Source organism: Nostoc sp. NMS8 (assembly GCF_017115045.1).
Classification (GTDB): domain Bacteria; phylum Cyanobacteriota; class Cyanobacteriia; order Cyanobacteriales; family Nostocaceae; genus Nostoc.
Genome location: NZ_JABXKK010000098.1, coordinates 13,942 through 30,863, shown reverse-complemented (window position 1 = coordinate 30,863; position 16,922 = coordinate 13,942). Strand labels below are relative to the sequence as shown.

The 16,922-nt window shown below is 44.2% G+C and carries 15 protein-coding genes; 11 read left to right on the top strand and 4 right to left on the bottom strand.

The window, feature by feature from the left end; genetic code table 11:
* Positions 1-20 precede the first annotated feature (20 nt).
* Positions 21-2,627, top strand: coding sequence for a U32 family peptidase (locus HWQ39_RS23080; protein WP_292850025.1), 2,607 nt, complete (start codon positions 21-23; stop codon positions 2,625-2,627).
* Here the strand turns inward: HWQ39_RS23080 and HWQ39_RS23075 are convergent.
* The gene (locus HWQ39_RS23075) at positions 2,622-3,245 is read right to left on the bottom strand and encodes a Uma2 family endonuclease (RefSeq protein WP_292850022.1); all 624 of its coding nucleotides are present in this window, start codon (positions 3,243-3,245) and stop codon (positions 2,622-2,624) included. The two genes, HWQ39_RS23080 and HWQ39_RS23075, sit on opposite strands and share 6 nt — an antisense overlap.
* Positions 3,246-3,328: 83 nt before the next feature.
* Positions 3,329-4,240 carry a LysR family transcriptional regulator gene (locus HWQ39_RS23070; protein WP_292850019.1) on the bottom strand — a complete coding sequence of 304 codons (912 nt, stop codon included), beginning with the start codon at positions 4,238-4,240 and terminating at the stop codon, positions 3,329-3,331.
* Between the two features lie 155 nt (positions 4,241-4,395).
* Here HWQ39_RS23070 and HWQ39_RS23065 point away from each other — a divergent pair, with 155 nt between their 5' ends.
* The 4 genes from HWQ39_RS23065 (at position 4,396) to HWQ39_RS23050 (ending at position 7,440) form a co-directional block, all read left to right on the top strand.
* Entirely contained in the window at positions 4,396-5,175 is a 780-nt protein-coding gene (locus HWQ39_RS23065; RefSeq protein WP_292850016.1) for a trans-aconitate 2-methyltransferase, read from the top strand.
* 54 nt (positions 5,176-5,229) lie between these two features.
* A complete protein-coding gene (locus HWQ39_RS23060) occupies positions 5,230-5,799 on the top strand; it encodes a hypothetical protein (protein ID WP_292850014.1) in 570 nt (189 codons plus the stop codon).
* Positions 5,800-5,990: 191 nt separating this feature from the next.
* The gene (gene rd / locus HWQ39_RS23055; protein WP_292850012.1) at positions 5,991-6,155 is read left to right on the top strand and encodes a rubredoxin; all 165 of its coding nucleotides are present in this window, start codon (positions 5,991-5,993) and stop codon (positions 6,153-6,155) included.
* Between the two features lie 49 nt (positions 6,156-6,204).
* Complete coding sequence (locus tag HWQ39_RS23050) at positions 6,205-7,440, top strand: NAD(P)/FAD-dependent oxidoreductase (protein ID WP_292850009.1); 1,236 nt, start codon at positions 6,205-6,207, stop codon at positions 7,438-7,440.
* Between the two features lie 169 nt (positions 7,441-7,609).
* Here the strand turns inward: HWQ39_RS23050 and HWQ39_RS23045 are convergent, their stop codons facing one another.
* A complete protein-coding gene (locus tag HWQ39_RS23045) occupies positions 7,610-8,095 on the bottom strand; it encodes an SMI1/KNR4 family protein (protein WP_292850006.1) in 486 nt (161 codons plus the stop codon).
* A 401-nt stretch (positions 8,096-8,496) separates the two neighbouring features.
* Between HWQ39_RS23045 and HWQ39_RS23040 the strand changes: the two genes are divergently transcribed.
* Both HWQ39_RS23040 and lpxD read left to right on the top strand, forming a co-directional pair.
* Positions 8,497-9,588, top strand: a complete 1,092-nt coding sequence (locus HWQ39_RS23040; RefSeq protein ID WP_292850003.1) for a hypothetical protein — start codon at positions 8,497-8,499, stop codon at positions 9,586-9,588.
* A gap of 229 nt (positions 9,589-9,817) precedes the next feature.
* The gene (lpxD, locus tag HWQ39_RS23035; protein ID WP_292850000.1) at positions 9,818-10,870 is read left to right on the top strand and encodes a UDP-3-O-(3-hydroxymyristoyl)glucosamine N-acyltransferase; all 1,053 of its coding nucleotides are present in this window, start codon (positions 9,818-9,820) and stop codon (positions 10,868-10,870) included.
* Between the two features lie 200 nt (positions 10,871-11,070).
* On the opposite strand, the gene HWQ39_RS23030 is transcribed toward lpxD, so the two are convergent.
* Positions 11,071-11,976, bottom strand: coding sequence for a CoB--CoM heterodisulfide reductase iron-sulfur subunit B family protein (locus tag HWQ39_RS23030; protein ID WP_292849997.1), 906 nt, complete (start codon positions 11,974-11,976; stop codon positions 11,071-11,073).
* 420 nt (positions 11,977-12,396) lie between these two features.
* Between HWQ39_RS23030 and acpP the strand changes: the two genes are divergently transcribed.
* The 4 genes from acpP (at position 12,397) to HWQ39_RS23010 (ending at position 16,919) form a co-directional block, all read left to right on the top strand.
* Positions 12,397-12,651: an acyl carrier protein gene (gene acpP, locus HWQ39_RS23025; RefSeq protein WP_292849994.1), complete on the top strand. Its 255-nt coding sequence runs from the start codon at positions 12,397-12,399 to the stop codon at positions 12,649-12,651.
* A gap of 253 nt (positions 12,652-12,904) precedes the next feature.
* Positions 12,905-14,155, top strand: coding sequence for a beta-ketoacyl-ACP synthase II (gene fabF / locus HWQ39_RS23020; protein ID WP_292849992.1), 1,251 nt, complete (start codon positions 12,905-12,907; stop codon positions 14,153-14,155).
* 318 nt (positions 14,156-14,473) lie between these two features.
* Complete coding sequence (tkt, locus tag HWQ39_RS23015) at positions 14,474-16,501, top strand: transketolase (protein WP_292849990.1); 2,028 nt, start codon at positions 14,474-14,476, stop codon at positions 16,499-16,501.
* A gap of 124 nt (positions 16,502-16,625) precedes the next feature.
* Positions 16,626-16,919, top strand: coding sequence for a hypothetical protein (locus HWQ39_RS23010; protein ID WP_292849988.1), 294 nt, complete (start codon positions 16,626-16,628; stop codon positions 16,917-16,919).
* Positions 16,920-16,922: the final 3 nt, after the last annotated feature.

Genomic DNA, 16,922 nt, shown 5'->3' with positions numbered 1-16,922 from the left:
AGTTAACCCTCCCAACCTGAATGAAAAGCGATCGCTCCCCTTCCCAACCCTCCCTTCAACGTCCTGAACTACTTGCACCAGCAGGTAACTGGGACTGTGCTAAAGCTGCTGTGGAAAATGGAGCAGATGCGATTTACTTCGGTTTGGATCGGTTTAACGCCAGAATGCGGGCACAAAATTTTACTGAGGCAGACTTACCCCAATTGATGACATTCTTGCACCGCCGAGGCGTAAAGGGTTATGTCACTGTCAACACACTAATATTTCCCAAAGAACTAGCAGAAGCGCAGCAATATCTCCGCACAATTATTGCCGCAGGTGTAGATGCGGTGATTGTCCAAGATATTGGGATATGCCGCCTCATCCGTCACCTCTCCCCTGATTTTCCTATCCATGCTTCCACCCAAATGACCATCACTAGTGCGGTGGGGGTGGAATTTGCCAAATCCCTCGGATGTCAATTAGTTGTGCTGGCGCGTGAATGTTCTCTCCAGGAAATCAATAAAATACAGCAGCAGATTGCCCTACAAGAAACTTCGCTGCCCTTGGAAGTGTTTGTTCACGGTGCTTTGTGCGTGGCCTATTCTGGTCAGTGTTTGACTAGTGAGGCTTTAGGTGGACGTTCTGCTAACCGGGGTGAATGTGCCCAAGCTTGCCGGATGCCCTACGACTTAATCGCTGATGGGGAAGTTGTAAATTTAAAAGAACGCAAATATTTACTCAGTCCTCAAGACTTAGCAGGGTTAGATGTTTTGCCCGATTTGGTGAAATCAGGAGTAACTTGTCTCAAAATTGAAGGTCGCCTGAAAGCTCCAGAGTATGTTGCTAATGTCACCCGTGTTTATCGGCAAGCCTTGGATGGAGTGATGGAGGAGATCCCCCCTAGCCCCGCTTCAAAAGGGGGGGACATAGCCCCACTTGTTAAAGGGAGTTGGGGGGATCTTCCGCTTAATCAACAACGGGCAACAGATCAAGAATATTACAACCTAGAAATGGCATTTTCTCGCGGACTCTACACGGGTTGGTTTGGCGGGATTAATAATCAGGAATTAGTTCATGCCCACTTTGGTAAAAAACGTGGGGTTTATTTAGGTGAAGTCAGCCGCATTCACAACGAAGAAGTAACAGTCAAATTGGAAGCGCCTCTAAAACCAGGGGATGGAATTGTGTTTGACTGCGGTCATCCAGAGGCGAAGGAAGAAGGCGGCCGAGTTTATGGGGTAGTTTCCAAAGGTAAGGAAAGTGTGCTGACCTTTGGTAGAAATGACCTAAACTTACGCCGAGTGCATATAGGCGATCGCATTTGGAAAACCAGCGATCCAGAACTCGATAAGCAATTACGTCAAAGTTTTGCAGGCGAGAACCCCCAATTTCAGCGTCCGATTGACTTGGAGATTTATGGCGAAGTTGGTCAGGTGTTGATTGCGATCGCCCGCGATAAATTCGGTAATATTGTCCAAACTGAGTCTGCAATTTCACTCGTAGAGGCACACACTAAACCCTTGGATACAGACCGTTTACAAGAACAATTCGGTCGTTTGGGTAACACCCCCTTCTGTTTGGGAACCCTAACCAACCGCCTCAACGGTGCGATTATGCTACCCGTCAGTGAGTTGAACCGGATGCGGCGAGAAATAGTTGCACAGTTGGAAGAATTGCGGAGTCAACCCAAACGCTGGCAATTACTTTCTAATATCTCTTTCCAAGACTTACTCCCCTCCTCATCTCCCTCATCTCCCACCCTACGGGAAGCTAAAGCTACATCCCCCTCACTCATCGTCTTAGTACGAAACCTCAAGCAACTCCAAGCCGCCCTCAAAGCTGGTGTTGAAACACTCTACTGTGAATTTGAAGATCCCCGCGCCTACCGAGAGGCAGTACAGCTAGTACGCCAATCCAGACAACAATCCCCACTCCCCACAATTTGGGTTGCACCACCCCGAATTACTAAACCAGGAGAAAACTGGATTTTGCAGCAAGTACGTGCTTGTGAAGCAGATGGCTATTTGATACGGAACTATGACCAACTGCAATTTTTTGCCGCAGACCGTTGTATCGGAGATTTCTCACTCAACGTTGCTAATCCCTTAACAGCAGATTACTTTCAGCAACGCTTTGGTTTAGAACGACTGACGGCATCTTATGACCTGAATATTACTCAACTTCAAGACCTGCTCACCTGTTGTCCTCCCCAGTGGTTTGAGGTGACAATCCATCAGCATATACCGATGTTTCACATGGAGCATTGTGTTTTTTGTGCCTTTCTATCAACGGGTACAGATTATACAAACTGTGGACGGCCTTGTGATAAGCAAGAAGTTAAATTAAAAGACCGTGTAGGCACTGAACATATCCTCAAAGCAGATGTCGGTTGCCGCAATACTGTATTTAACGGCACTGCTCAAACCGGAGCCGAGTACGTACAACGTCTGATAGAACTGGGATTGCGTCACTTCCGCATTGAGTTTGTGGATGAGACACCAGAGCAAGTGAGTAAAACAATACATCGCTACCGTCAACTACTGCAAGGTGAAATTACAGGTTCCCAACTCTGGCGCGAGTTGAAGTTGCAAAATCAACTGGGCGTGACTCGTGGCCCTATGGGAGTGTCTGCACTGCGGTCATAATTGATTTTCTGAACGCCCAGCTTGAAAAATCTGTTCGGCGGTCAAGTTTAATTCTGGGAATGTAGGGGATATGATGCGGTCATTTCTCCGAAACAGATTAACTTGATACTCACCATCCACTAAATAGTAAACGGAAACAGTCGGTTGTTTGGGATTACCTATATACCTTCTACCGCCCAAAGCTAAATAATCAGTAATCCAGTATTCAGGAACGCCAAAAGTTTCGTAGTCAACCAGCTTGTGTGCATAATCATCTTTCCAATTAGTGCTGACGACTTCAATAACTAAGGGAACCGACGCAGCTTGAGTAACTGTTGAAGACTTTTTCCACATCGGTTCTGCTAAAAGATTCTTTTGATTTATCACTATCACATCAGGCGAATAACCTGATTCTTTGTCAGGAACCTTGACTAGTGCTTGCTTGGGTATAAGGTAAGGGAGACTCAGCCGTTCAAATTCCACGTTTAGTTTTTTAGCTAAAAAACCGTTAATCTCTTCATGATCGCCTACTGGCTGCATTTCAACAATTACCCCATCGTGTAGTTCATAACATCCGCCGTCTGGCTTCCAATTGAGGAATTCTTCAAAAGCGATCGTTTTTGGTAAGGCTTGAAACATCACACGTACTCCTATCCTCTATTTATATTTATATATCTCAAAATTGTTTTCATTATTTTTCTTATTGTTGTAAGCCGCCATATTCACCACTGCTGGGCAGTTTGTTTAACTATCTCCACAAGCCTCAGCACGGTTGGGGATGTCTCGTTTTTTCGCCAAATCATGGCGATCGCTACGCCAACGTCTGCAACCAACCCTACTTTTGGGCTAGGTTCTTGTAATGTTTTATAAACTACGCCAATGCGTTGCAGGTTTTGTAAAGATGCTGGGACGATCGCAATACCCATCTCGGCTGCTACCAAACTAACAATCGTCTGCATCTGAATGGCTTCTTGAACAACCTTGGGGCTAAAGCCTGCTTGCTGACACAGACTGATAATTAAGTCATAAAGTCCTGGTGCTAATATCCTGGGAAATAAAATAAATGGTTCATTGGCTAGCGATCGCCAATAAATATCAGATTGATTCGCTAACAAATGTGCTTCAGGTAATGCCACCATCAGAGGCTCTTGAAAAATTGTTTCGCAACTAAATTTATTGTCTTCCACAGGTGGACGCAGAAATCCTACATCCATTCGACCTTCTCGCAACCACTTTAACTGTTGATCTGTAGTCAGTTCATGCAACTCGATGCTTACACCAGGAACGTGACTCCGAAAAGTTCGCAGGATCGTTGGCAAAATATTATACGCCGCCGAACTGACAAAGCCGACCACCAATTGTCCAATTTCGCCCCGACTTGTTTGCCGCCCGACTTGGATTGCCTGTTGTAATTGCCTCATAATTTGCTGAACTTCACCCAGAAATACTTGCCCCGCTTCTGTTAAGCGTACATTTCGTTTCGTGCGGTAAAACAGTTCAAAACCCAATTCCTTCTCTAGTTGACGAATTTGTTGGCTTAGGGGAGGTTGAGCAATATGTAATCGTTCTGCTGCCTTTCCAAAGTGTAGTTCCTCTGCCAAGGTGACAAAGTAGCGCAGGTGTCTTAGTTCCATTTGTTACCTGAATTCATATCTTTAAAATATTAGTTAAGGTGAAAATATATATTGGACATAATTAAAAATCTTTTTTACTGTGATGAATAGGCGGCGATCAACCCAAGGCACATGGTTGATGATCGAAAAATTAACACTCTGTAATTTCACCATTTATGAACAATCTATCGATCGCTAATAATAATTGGGATACTGCTCTTTATGAAGATAAACACACCTTTGTCTGGCAGTATGGTGAAGACTTACTCAAACTCCTTAACCCCAAATCAGGAGAATCCATTTTGGATCTTGGCTGTGGTACTGGACAACTCACAGACAAAATTGCCCAAGCTGGTGCTGAAGTCTGGGGAATTGATAGCGCACCTGCGATGATTGAAAAGGCAAGAGAAAACTATCCCCATATCCGCTTTGACGTTGCGGATGCGACAAATTTTCAAGTTGAACAGCCCTTTGATGCTGTGTTTTCTAACGCTGTATTGCATTGGGTGAAAGAAGCAGATAGCGCGATCGCTTCCATACACCAAGCACTAAAACCCGGAGGGCGTTTTGTCGCAGAATTTGGTGGTAAGGGAAATGTGCAAGCGATCGTCACAGCCTTATACAGCGCTTTAGAATCCATTGGTATCCCCCAAACACAAGTAGAGAATCCTTGGTATTTCCCCAGTATTGGTGAGTACACCACTCTACTAGAACAACAAGGCTTTGATGCCACTTATGCTATTCTATTTTCTCGTCCCACTCCCTTAGCAGAGGGAGAAACTGGCATCGCAAACTGGATTAAAATGTTCGCTGGCTCTTTCTTCGCCGGACTTTCACCTGAGCAACAAATAAAAATAATTCCCGTCATTGAGGAATATCTGAAGCCAACACTATATCAACAAGGAATTTGGACAGCAGATTATCGAAGAATTCGCATCGTTGCCGTTAAAGTTTAATTTGTGCGAATTTTAACTTATACTTTCATGACAAATTATGAATTAGTATCAGTTATGCATATACCCAAATTGTTAGATGCCTTCTCTAGGAGACGCTCCGCGAATGGCGGGCGCAGCCAACACCAGACATCATTTTCATTACTATTAGCCATTAGCCTTACCACTTTACTAGCTCCGCCCTCACTAGCACAAACGCCCCTAATACCGTCACCTTCTAGTGCGCCTTTAGAACTAGACTTATTGACCAAGCCAAAAGACTATGTAATCACAGCTACCACCATTCATCCAGAACGATTAACCGTTCCTAGTTTATGGTGGGCACAACAAAACTCTGAGAAAAAGCTATTGGATAATTGGATAGCATATCCAGCTTCAGAAAAAGAACCTGCACGAGTAGACTTGATCGTAAATCAGCAAATTTGGAGCTTACTAGAGTATGTAGAACGCTACGACTTTGTAAATCGCTTGGGTACTGCTGCCCGAAACTTTGGTTACAACGTCCGAGTGTTCAATTATCAAAAAGAACCCTTAGCAACCTACACTTGCAACTTTAGTACAAGTCCAGCTTTATGCAGTATCCAAACGACTGTTAAGAACAAGATAGGGTTCCAGCGTTCACTTTAGTAAGCACGGCGGAAATAAACCAAGCATTATTGTGAGAAACTAAGAAAGTAGAGTCAGCAGATTATAGAAACACTCGGTAAGAAGCGGCTAGCCATAGTCTCCAGTGAAGAATTGTAGCATCCTTATTTTCACTTACTGCCAAAAGTATTTAATAGGCAAGCAATGCCAACAATTTATTAGGGAAAACAAACATGGCAAAGTATATATGTACTGTTTGTAACTATATATATGACCCAGCAGAAGGCGATCCAGATAGCGACATAGCACCGGGAACAGCCTTTGAAGATATACCAGATGATTGGTTATGCCCAGTTTGTGGTGCCACAAAAGAAGAATTTGAACTAGTTGAAGAGTGAAGATAACCGCTAGCCTAGTAAAGTACGTGCTATTGAGAAATTTTAGAACTTGCTACCGTTACAAATTGTAGTTATTGGGGGTGGGGCCGCGGGATTTTTTGGCGCGATCGCTTGTGCTAAAGCCAATCCTCAAGCCGAAGTTACTTTACTCGAAGCCAGTCGCCAACCCCTCGCGAAAGTGCTAATTTCTGGCGGCGGACGCTGCAACGTGACTCACGCTTGCTTTGAATCTGAAGAATTGGTGCAAAATTACCCCAGAGGTGCAAAAGCTTTGCGGGGTGCTTTGACTAGGTTTGGGCCTCAAGATACAGTAGCTTGGTTTGCTACTCACGGAGTTTATCTCAAAACTGAAGCTGATGGGCGGATGTTTCCTGTTACCAATACTTCAGAAACCATTGTGGAATGTTTGATTAAAGCGGTGGCGAAAGCTGGGGTAAAACTCCGTATTGGTACGCATGTAACTTCGGTGAGAACCTCAGCAGATGGGGGGTTTGATATTCTTTTGAAGTCGGGAGAAACGATTAAATGCGATCGCCTACTTCTGGCGACTGGTAGCAGCCTTGCAGGTTATAAAATTGTCCGAGAGTTAGGTCATGAAATTGAACCGCCAGTACCCTCATTATTTACCTTCAACATTGTCGATCAAAAATTGCGGGAATTGGCTGGAGTTAGCGTCAACCCTTCCCAGTTGCGCTTATCTACGGGTGGAAAATCCCAATTACAACAAACTGGGCCATTGCTAATTACCCATTGGGGTTTAAGTGGCCCGGCTGTTTTGAAGCTTTCGGCTTGGGGTGCGAGAGTTCTACACGAAAACCGCTATCAAGCCACATTATTGATCAATTGGCTACCTGGTTTGCACCAGGAACAAGTGCGAGAAAAAGTTTTAGCAGTTAAGGATGAATGGGGAAAGAAAACGATCGCATTGCATCGCGGCGTTGATCTCCCGCATCGTCTCTGGCAATATATCATTGCCCGTGCAGGTATTACCATAGAAGATCGTTGGGCAGAAATATCTAGTAAAACTTTAAATCAACTAGTGCAAGAACTTACTCAGGGACAATACTTAATCAACGGCAAAGGAGCCTTCAAAGAAGAGTTTGTTACCTGTGGCGGTGTCAACCTCAAAGGAGTCAACTTCAAGACGATGGAAAGTCGGTTAGTTCCTGGTCTTTATTTTGCCGGAGAAATCTTAGATATCGATGGCGTTACTGGTGGGTTTAACTTCCAAAGTGCTTGGACAACCGGTTATTTAGCAGGCATAGCAATGGCAAATAGCGATTAGTATCATCACAAGAATTATGACAGTTTAAGAGAGTTAGTAGTAAGCACTTTACTGCTTAGAAAATAAGGAATAAAGTGCTTACTAACAACTTATTCAATTTAAATTAATGTAGCAGATTACTATAAAGTTTATTGTTGAATTTTATTCTCAAAAAGATAACTTGCAAATTTTATCTTAGTCCCCTCTTTATCAAATATTCAACTTCTTCTACAAGTGCCTCTATCCAATCCATTACAGATTTACTGGACTCTTTGATTGTGATGCCATCGTCATGTAGAAAATAAACAGAACAGTCATCTTGTCCATTGGCAATAATAAACCACGGATCTCCATGTAAAGCACAGATACAGAAAGCTTTTTCTGGTAAGCGTGTACATTTTTCTCCCTCAGCAATGGACTCAATGATAATCTCTTGCTGCCACTCATTCATTTTAATAAGTTGGTCGAAATAAAACTCAAATTCCGATCCTCTAACAAGCTTTCCAGCATTATGCCCAAGTAAGCCTAAGATTTCCCTGTAAGTTCTTGGTAAAACTCCATAATTACTCTCAATGTATGCAATTTCCTCTGGGGTACATCCTTGTAGCTCTTGCTCATTGTTTACTACTCCACTAGTAAACAAACGCTCTTTTAATTCTTGGATATTATTAATCATTTCAAAACTCGAACTTTAGAGAAAATAAATAAACTCTATCTTAATTATTAATTATGTGGCTAGTACAAAGTACCAAAAATAAAGCTGCTATTCAAAATTACTGTATTAGATCAGAAAGAGGGTTAAAAACAGCAACGAAATACTTATCAAGTTAGATTTTAGCATTAATGTGTACATTGTAGCATAGTCCTACTCTTAAAGCTTACTAGCAACAGAGTCTCCGTGTTAACCTCAGCTATTTACCTGTTCTTTAAGAACAAGCGATCGCTACTTAACTATATTTACTTATCAAAATTCGTACTAATGTTCTAGCATTTCCCACCTTGCCACTATACATTCACACCAGCCACCCTAGAGAAGTCAAAATTTTCAGGGTGTATTCGTTTTTTCATAAAAAATATATGAACACTGCTAAAAATACGGTGTCTGAAATTACGTTGCAGGGTAGCCAGTATATGTTGCATGGTTTTCCAGTGCTTGGTGTTCCAGATGAGGAGCGTGCCGTAAAATACTTTAGTCTCAATCCATTTCTACCAAATGCCCAGAATCGTTGTCCAATTGAATGTGCCTATTGTGTCTGTCATCAAGACCGTGACTGGCATCACTATCCACAAAATTTTCAGGATGTCTCAGCACCAGTTGACCTGCTTGATTCTTTGCTAAACTGCATTTTTGCTACCCAGGAGGGACAAAAGGGCTTTCCGATTTCACTATGCGACTACTCTGATCCCTTTATTCCAGCCCATCGAGAACGCGTACTATCAATTTTGGATGCACTGATTGACCGCAAAGCTGCCAACATAGTTTACATCACCACCAAAGTCCATCCTGGTCAATCTTTTCTAGAGCGACTCAAAAAAACTTTAGAGCGGCCTCATTCACTTCGGGTTACTGTCTTTGTTAGTTTACCACCCTTAAAATCAGGCTATGAGCAAGCCTCAATTCAAAGTCGGATACAGTTGTTGCAAGATTTAGTAAACCTTGGCATTCCATATTGTTGGTATCTGCGCCCACTGGTTGAAGAGTGGTTTGATGAAGCTTTAATGTGGCAATTAGCACGCATATTATTACCCCATGTTTCCCATCACGTTATTTTGTCTGGGCTTGTCATGTCTGAAGAGATTGAAACGAGTCTGTTAAAACAGGAATTAATCGTTCCTGAATGGGATCGTACACAACCAGGACGTAAGCAATACTTGTCATTGGAATTTGAGTCAAAATTGCGCTCAATTCTCAGCACTGTTGCTAGCGAGCAAAATACTTCTCTGGGCCCAGTGATGGGACATCGGCTATGCGGTAGTAACGGTAATCAGGCCTATGGCTGCTTGATGTGCGCCAAACAAAACCGTTATTGTCAGCTTTTTCAACTTCATCACTATGGTGAAACGATCGCCGCTGAAGATAATCAACGCCTCAAGACACTACTGAGACAAAATTCCCAAAAAGTAGGCTCATCTTTACAACGAGAGCCATCGACAGAAGAATGTCGGTGAAGTATTTCAACCTGAAGCGAAGTAACTCATCCCCGGCTTCAAGCCGGGGGATTCGAGTCATTAGTCATTAGCACCAATGACTAAATCGGCAGGCGGCTATCCCGGACACCCCTCTTGTTGGGATGGGATTCCCGCCGATTTTCGGTTAGGAAGGGTCTATGTATTGGAGCATAAAGAGGGAGAATAGAATGATCTTGCTATCGTAGATCAATTTTGAATACACCCAACAATGAAGTTCAGCGAAATCCTCCGCCAATTTGGTGACACGGCTACCCATCATAGCCTGACTAACGACTCAGACCGTGACCCAGAGATTACAGGGGTAGCAGCTATTGATGAAGCTACCAACGGTACTATCAGCTACGTTGAAGGGGCAAAATTTGGGTCTTTTATCAGCAAAACCAATGCTACTGCTTTAATTTTGCCCCAGGACGAAAATTTGCAGGTGCTTGCAAACGAGAGCGGTATTCTCTGGATAGCAACCTCAGATCCGCGACTGTTATTTGCCAAAGCGATCGCTCTTTTTTACCAACCATATCGCCCCATTCCAGAAATTCATCCCACCGCTGTAATTCACTCTACGGCCAAAGTTGGCAGTGATGTTTATATTGGCCCCCATGCTGTGATTCAACAAGGGGTAGAAATTGGTAATGGTGCAATAATTCATCCTAATGTGGTGATTTATCCAGATGCCAAAATCGGCGATCGCACCATCTTACACGCCAACTGTACCATCCACGAACGCACCCGCATCGGTGCCGATTGCGTCATTCACAGTGGTGCTGTCATCGGTGCAGAAGGCTTTGGTTTTGTTCCTACCCGGACTGGTTGGTTCAAAATGCAACAATCTGGCTACACAGTTCTAGAAGATAGCGTCGAAGTTGGCTGCAATACTGCCATTGACCGCCCAGCCGTTGGAGAAACACGCATCGGTAGCAGTACAGTCATTGATAACTTAGTCCAAATAGGTCATGGTTGCCAAATCGGTTCTGGCTGTGCGATCGCCGGTCAGGCTGGTATGGCTGGCGCTGTCAAACTTGGGAATCGGGTAATCTTAGCTGGGCAAGTAGGAATTGCCAATCAAGCGAAAATGGGTGATGGTGCGATCGCATCGGCTCAGGCTGGCGTTTTACACGATGTTGCACCGGGAGAAACTGTCTCTGGAACTCCAGCCATTGCTCACAAAAAATATCTCAGAGCATCTGCTATTTATAGTCGCCTGCCAGATATCTATCAATCGCTGAAACAATTGCAACGTAAATTCAAAAATAGCAATGATTAAAATGATATAGCAGTTTTCTTTTGCATGAAGTACAAAGCTCAGATTCCCGATTTCTTCAAGAAATCGGGAATCTTTTTATCGTAAATTAAAGGGTTTAAGAACCTGCAATCTACATGTAGCACCCATTTCAGTCGGGGTTTAAATTCCCATCTGAAATGTCTTTAATTTTGAATTGTTAATCGTATGCCACCACCAATAAATTAAAGTCCTAATTTTTCCAACACTGGCTTTGTGGAGACAACATGACGTTCTAAACCCAGTTCTTTTGGACTAACCCCAAGTGCTAAAGCAATCAACTGGGGTAAATGCAACACTGGTAAACCTAGCTTCTGTCCAATCACCTTTTCTACCTCTGGCTGACGGGAATCTAAATTTAAGTGGCACAGAGGACAAGGCGTAACTATACAGTCAGCACCAGATGTTAAAGCATCCTGAATATGCATCCCCGCCATTTTGAAAGATTGGGTAGTGGCATAACTAGAAAGCGGCCAACCACAACATTGTGTCCGACCTCGGTAATAAATAGGTGTTGCACCCACCGCCCGAAATACATTTTCCATTGCTTCTGGTTGGAAGGGGTCGTCATAAGGCATAGATTTTTGGGCGCGGAGGAGATAACAGCCATAAAAAGCCGCACATTTTAATCCACTTAACTTCTGGGTGACTCGTTTGGTAATTTCCTCTAAACCGTAATCTGTTACTAAGGCATAAAGAAGATGTTTAACGTCAGTACTACCGCGATAAGGCGAACAACCTTCTTTATGCAGTAAGCCATTAACTTGTTCAATGTAGGCAGGATTAGTTGTTTGGCATTCCTTTAGGTGTTCATTCACATGACCAATGACACCTTGACAAGTGCTGCAATGGGTAAGTAAGGGCAGATTTAATTCTTCTGCTAAAGCGATATTTCTGGCGTTGACTGTATCTTCTAGTAGTTGGGAATCTTCTTTAAATATGCCGGAACCGCAGCAAGCAGCTTTTTTAAGTTCAACCAATTCAATACCCAGTGCTTGGGTAAGCGCTTGGGTTGACTGGTAAAGTTCCCGACAGGCCCCTTGGGCAACACAACCAGGGAAGTAAGCGTATTTGAGTCTCTGAGATACCATAGAAGTATGCTTGGGTTAGAGCGATCGCTCTAAACAATAACTGTTTTATCATCCCTTGTTAGCATTAAAGTTCTGATGTTTGACGTTTAGCAACCCTTTAACCATCTAGGTTAAAAGCTGTAGCATCGCCATATTCTGATTGCTAGCAAGGCTGTAAATACCGATCGAGACATTGTAAAAAATTTTAGCAATAATTGGAAAAACAAAGTATTTACACAGTATCGGTGATGGCGTAGCCTGCTCCACTGCCAAATTTTTCCAGAAAGCTTACCCCTGTTTATTTTAGGAATGGCAGAGGTTTTCTCACAGAAAAACTCTTGACAGTATACGGGCGATCGCGCTTGACGATAAGATGTATATGCTAAAAACAATATCTCCTCTAAAGAGTAGATCGTAGCAAGTGGTTAAGGACTTTTATTTATGAGCCAAGTGGAACTTTTTGAAAAGGTCAAGAAAATCGTCGTCGAACAATTGAGTGTTGAACCCCCTGATAAAGTCACACCACAAGCCAAGTTCATGGAAGACCTGGGAGCAGATTCCCTGGATATTGTTGAGTTGGTGATGGCCTTGGAAGAAGAATTTGAAATCGAAATTCCCGACGAAGCTGCCGAGCAGATTACATCGGTTCAAGACGCAGTAGATTACATTAATAACAAAGTTACCGCATCAGCTTAATTGGGGATTAGGGATTGGGGAAGGTGGGGCCCCCTCTGGGGATAAGGGGTAATGGGGATTGGGAAGATTTTTCCCCGTACCTAGTCACCTTTGGATAACGCTCTTAACGTAGCTAATGCCAGTCGCTCTAAGTCTGGAAATCCGACGCCAGTCGTTCATAAAGGAAACCTTTAAGACCGTGCTGGCTCACCAGTACCTAGTCGCTAGCCTCTAATTTTTTGCCTGCTGCTTTTTCGCCATTTTTAACTGAATCATGACAGATCATACACGTAAACGCGTTGTTGTAACTGGTGTTGGCGCGATTACACCTATAGGTAACACAGCAACAGAATATTGGGATGGATTATTAAGTGGACGCAATGGCATTGACTACATCACATTATTTGATGCGTCTCGCCATGATTGCCGGATTGCTGGTGAGGTGAAAAACTTCGATCCGCATGATTACTTGGAGCGTAAAGAAGCCAAGCGCATGGATCGGTTTTCCCAGTTTGGGGTTGCGGCAGCACAACAGGCTCTATCTAACGCGGAGTTTGTGATCAATGACCTGAATGCAGAGCAGGTCGGTGTCATGATCGGTTCTGGCGTTGGTGGCATTAAGGTATTAGAAGACCAGCAAACTATCTACCTCAACCGTGGCCCCGATCGCTGTAGTCCATTCATGATCCCGATGATGATCGCCAATATGGCCGCAGGATTAACGGCAATTCACACGGGTGCGAAAGGGCCAAACTCCTGCCCCGTAACTGCTTGTGCTGCTGGCTCCAACGCCATTGGAGACGCTTTTCGCTTAATTCAAGGGGGATATGCCCAAGCGATGATTTGCGGGGGAACAGAGGCAGCTGTCACACCATTGTCGATAGCTGGGTTCGCCGCCTGCAAGGCACTCTCTTTTAGCAATGACGATCCAGCCCATGCTTGCCGTCCCTTTGACCGCGATCGCAACGGATTTGTCTTAGGTGAAGGTTCAGGAATTTTAATTCTAGAAGAACTACAACACGCCATCAGTCGCGGCGCTCACATTTATGCTGAAATGATCGGCTATGGCATGACCTGTGACGCCTACCATATCACCTCCCCTGTACCCGGTGGACTCGGAGCGGCTAGAGCCATCGAACTAGCCCTCAAGGATGCCGGCATAACTCCCGAACAGATTAGCTATATTAACGCCCACGGCACTAGTACCCCAGCTAATGATTCAACTGAAACCTCAGCAATCAAAAAAGCCTTGGGAGAACATGCTTATAAGGTGGCAATTAGTTCCACCAAATCGATGACAGGTCATCTATTGGGCGGTTCTGGCGGGATTGAAGCAGTAGCAACAGTACTCGCGATCGCTAATGACCAAATTCCCCCGACAATCAATCTGGAAAATCTCGATCCAGAGTGTGACTTAGATTACGTGCCTCACTCTAGCCGCGCTCAAAAAGTTGAGGTAGCAATATCCAATTCTTTCGGGTTTGGTGGTCATAATGTCACATTGGCTTTTAAGAAATACGTTTAAAAGGAGTCAGGAGGCAGAAGGCAGGGGAAGAAGCAAGGGAGCAGGGAGCAAGGGAGGAGAGTTTTCCCCTCTGCCCCCCGCACCCTGCCCCTCTGCCTCTTTCAAATGCCCAATGCCCAAAGTATCAGAACATTCGGATATAAAGTAAGCGTTCAGCATGACCCAATTATCAGCTTGATTTATCACCACAAACTCAGGAGATCCCGCTTGTCCATCCACAAGCGGGAGTGGGATGATGAAGATAGTGTGGGGAATCTAAAATTACCCCAGCAAAAGAATCTACGAAGAGTCCTAACCCGTCGCTAAAAACAAGAGATTATGACTGTTGCAACCCAATCCGCCAAAGAATTGTCCGTCGAAGAACTGGCTATTAACTCGATCCGCTTCTTGGCTATTGATGCCGTAGAAAAGGCAAAATCGGGACACCCAGGACTACCAATGGGCGCGGCTCCGTTTGCTTTTGTACTTTGGGATCGCTTTTTACGCTTTAATCCCAAGAATCCCAAATGGTTTAACCGCGATCGCTTTGTCTTGTCTGCCGGTCATGGCTCAATGTTGCAGTACGCCCTGCTCTACTTGACAGGCTACGACAGTGTAAACATTGAAGATATTAAGCAATTCCGTCAATGGGGTTCTAGAACTCCTGGACACCCAGAAAACTTTGAAACAGAAGGTGTGGAAGTCACAACGGGCCCCTTGGGTCAGGGAATTGCCAATGCAGTCGGTTTAGCGATCGCCGAAGCTCATCTGGCTGCTAAGTTCAACAAACCCGATGCTAAAATTGTTGACCACTATACTTACGTAATCGTGGGTGATGGTTGTAACATGGAAGGCGTTTCTGGTGAAGCTGCTTCTTTTGCGGGACACTTGGGATTAGGTAAACTAATTGCTCTGTACGACGACAACCACATCTCGATCGATGGTTCTACAGATGTATCATTCACCGAAGATGTTTCCAAGCGCTTTGAAGCTTATGGCTGGCACGTCCTCCATGTCCAAGATGGCAATACCGATTTAGCCGGAATTGAAAAAGCGATCGCTGAAGCAAAAGCTGTCACCGATAAGCCAACTTTGATTAAGGTGACAACCACCATCGGTTTCGGTTCCCCCAACAAAGCAAACACAGCTGGTGTTCACGGTGCAGCCCTTGGTACAGACGAAGTTGCCTTAACTCGGAAAAATTTGGGTTGGGAATACGAGCCTTTTGAAGTTCCAGAAGCAGCCCTGAATCACTTCCGCAAAGCAGTTGAGCGCGGTGCTAATTACGAAACTGAGTGGAATAAAACATACGCCGACTACAAAGCGAAGTATGCCCAAGAAGCAGCTGAATTTGAAAATTACATTAGTGGCAAACTAGCCGACGGTTGGGATAAAGTACTACCAACCTACACCCCCGAAGACAAGGGAGTACCCACCCGTAAACACTCAGAAATTTCTCTGAACAAACTAGCGGCTGTTGTCCCTGGGCTAATTGGTGGATCGGCTGACTTAACCCACTCCAACTTAACCGAACTCAAAGGTATCGGTGATTTCCAAAAAGGAGAATACCAAAACCGTAACATCCACTTTGGTGTCCGGGAACATGGTATGGGCGCGATCGCTAATGGCATAGCCCGACATGGTTCGGGGTTGATTCCCTATGCAGCCACCTTTTTAATCTTCACCGACTATCAGCGTGCTGCCATCCGCTTATCTGCCCTCTCCCGCGCTGGCGTGATTTGGGTAACAACCCACGACTCAATTGGACAAGGTGAAGACGGGCCAACACACCAACCAATTGAAACCATCGCCTCCCTACGTGCTATTCCTAACCTGACAGTAATTCGTCCCGCAGACGGAAACGAAAGCTCTGGGGCTTACAAAATAGCAATTGAAAGGGCAAGCCAAAACGCTCCTACCCTATTAGCGTTCACTCGTCAAAATGTCCCCAATTTGGCAGGTACATCGGTTGAGGACGTGGCTAAGGGTGGATACACCGTGGTAGATAGCGAAGGTACGCCTGATATCATCCTGATTGGCACTGGTTCCGAATTGAGCCTCGCCGTCACCGCAGCCGAAAAACTCAAAGCTGAAGGCAAGAAAGTCCGTGTTGTCTCACTACCCGCATGGGATTTGTTTGACGCACAAGATGCAGCTTATAAAGAGTCCGTTCTGCCGAAAGCTGTCACCAAGCGTTTGTCTGTAGAAGCAGCTAGTAGTTTCGGTTGGCACAAGTACGTTGGTACTGAAGGCGATACTGTTAGTATCGATCGCTTTGGTGCTTCCGCTCCTGGTAATGTTCTCCTAGAGAAATTTGGTTTCACAGTTGATAATGTATTAGCTAAAGCAAAGGCATTGTTGGGTTAATAGCAACAGAATATTCTCAAAATTTTGTGGGGTGGGCATCTAGCCCGCCTTTTTTTACATGGAGGGGGCACTGAGGAAGATTAACTATAATTGAATAAATCACTTAAAGAATTTAGAAGAAGTTATGCAGGAAGTTTCGGGTAAAAGAGATATAGCGATCGCACGGTTATCAAAAATCGTCGATAAGTTAATTCAAAATAATAGTCTCTATCAAGAAAGATTAGATAAACAGGAAATTATTCAACATTTAGTTAATTTGTTGGATAAGTTTTCACCGGAATTTATAAATGCTCTTTCTGATGGTGAGTTAACAAACAGAATTGATAGTATTTTAGTAATAGAGGCAGTTTCGGGGACATTAAATGATTTAACACCAGAGCAAATAGAGATGTTTGATGCCGCAGTAGAAAGGAGGTAGGAA

Coding starts and splice junctions, on each gene's coding strand:
- tkt (WP_292849990.1), top strand. CDS start 14,474: ATGACTGTTGCAACCCAATCCGCCAAAGAATTGTCCGTCGAAGAACTG.
- HWQ39_RS23010 (WP_292849988.1), top strand. CDS start 16,626: ATGCAGGAAGTTTCGGGTAAAAGAGATATAGCGATCGCACGGTTATCA.
- acpP (WP_292849994.1), top strand. CDS start 12,397: ATGAGCCAAGTGGAACTTTTTGAAAAGGTCAAGAAAATCGTCGTCGAA.
- lpxD (WP_292850000.1), top strand. CDS start 9,818: ATGAAGTTCAGCGAAATCCTCCGCCAATTTGGTGACACGGCTACCCAT.
- fabF (WP_292849992.1), top strand. CDS start 12,905: ATGACAGATCATACACGTAAACGCGTTGTTGTAACTGGTGTTGGCGCG.
- HWQ39_RS23030 (WP_292849997.1), bottom strand. CDS start 11,976: ATGGTATCTCAGAGACTCAAATACGCTTACTTCCCTGGTTGTGTTGCC.
- HWQ39_RS23080 (WP_292850025.1), top strand. CDS start 21: ATGAAAAGCGATCGCTCCCCTTCCCAACCCTCCCTTCAACGTCCTGAA.
- rd (WP_292850012.1), top strand. CDS start 5,991: ATGGCAAAGTATATATGTACTGTTTGTAACTATATATATGACCCAGCA.
- HWQ39_RS23065 (WP_292850016.1), top strand. CDS start 4,396: ATGAACAATCTATCGATCGCTAATAATAATTGGGATACTGCTCTTTAT.
- HWQ39_RS23040 (WP_292850003.1), top strand. CDS start 8,497: ATGAACACTGCTAAAAATACGGTGTCTGAAATTACGTTGCAGGGTAGC.
- HWQ39_RS23070 (WP_292850019.1), bottom strand. CDS start 4,240: ATGGAACTAAGACACCTGCGCTACTTTGTCACCTTGGCAGAGGAACTA.
- HWQ39_RS23060 (WP_292850014.1), top strand. CDS start 5,230: ATGCATATACCCAAATTGTTAGATGCCTTCTCTAGGAGACGCTCCGCG.
- HWQ39_RS23045 (WP_292850006.1), bottom strand. CDS start 8,095: ATGATTAATAATATCCAAGAATTAAAAGAGCGTTTGTTTACTAGTGGA.
- HWQ39_RS23075 (WP_292850022.1), bottom strand. CDS start 3,245: ATGTTTCAAGCCTTACCAAAAACGATCGCTTTTGAAGAATTCCTCAAT.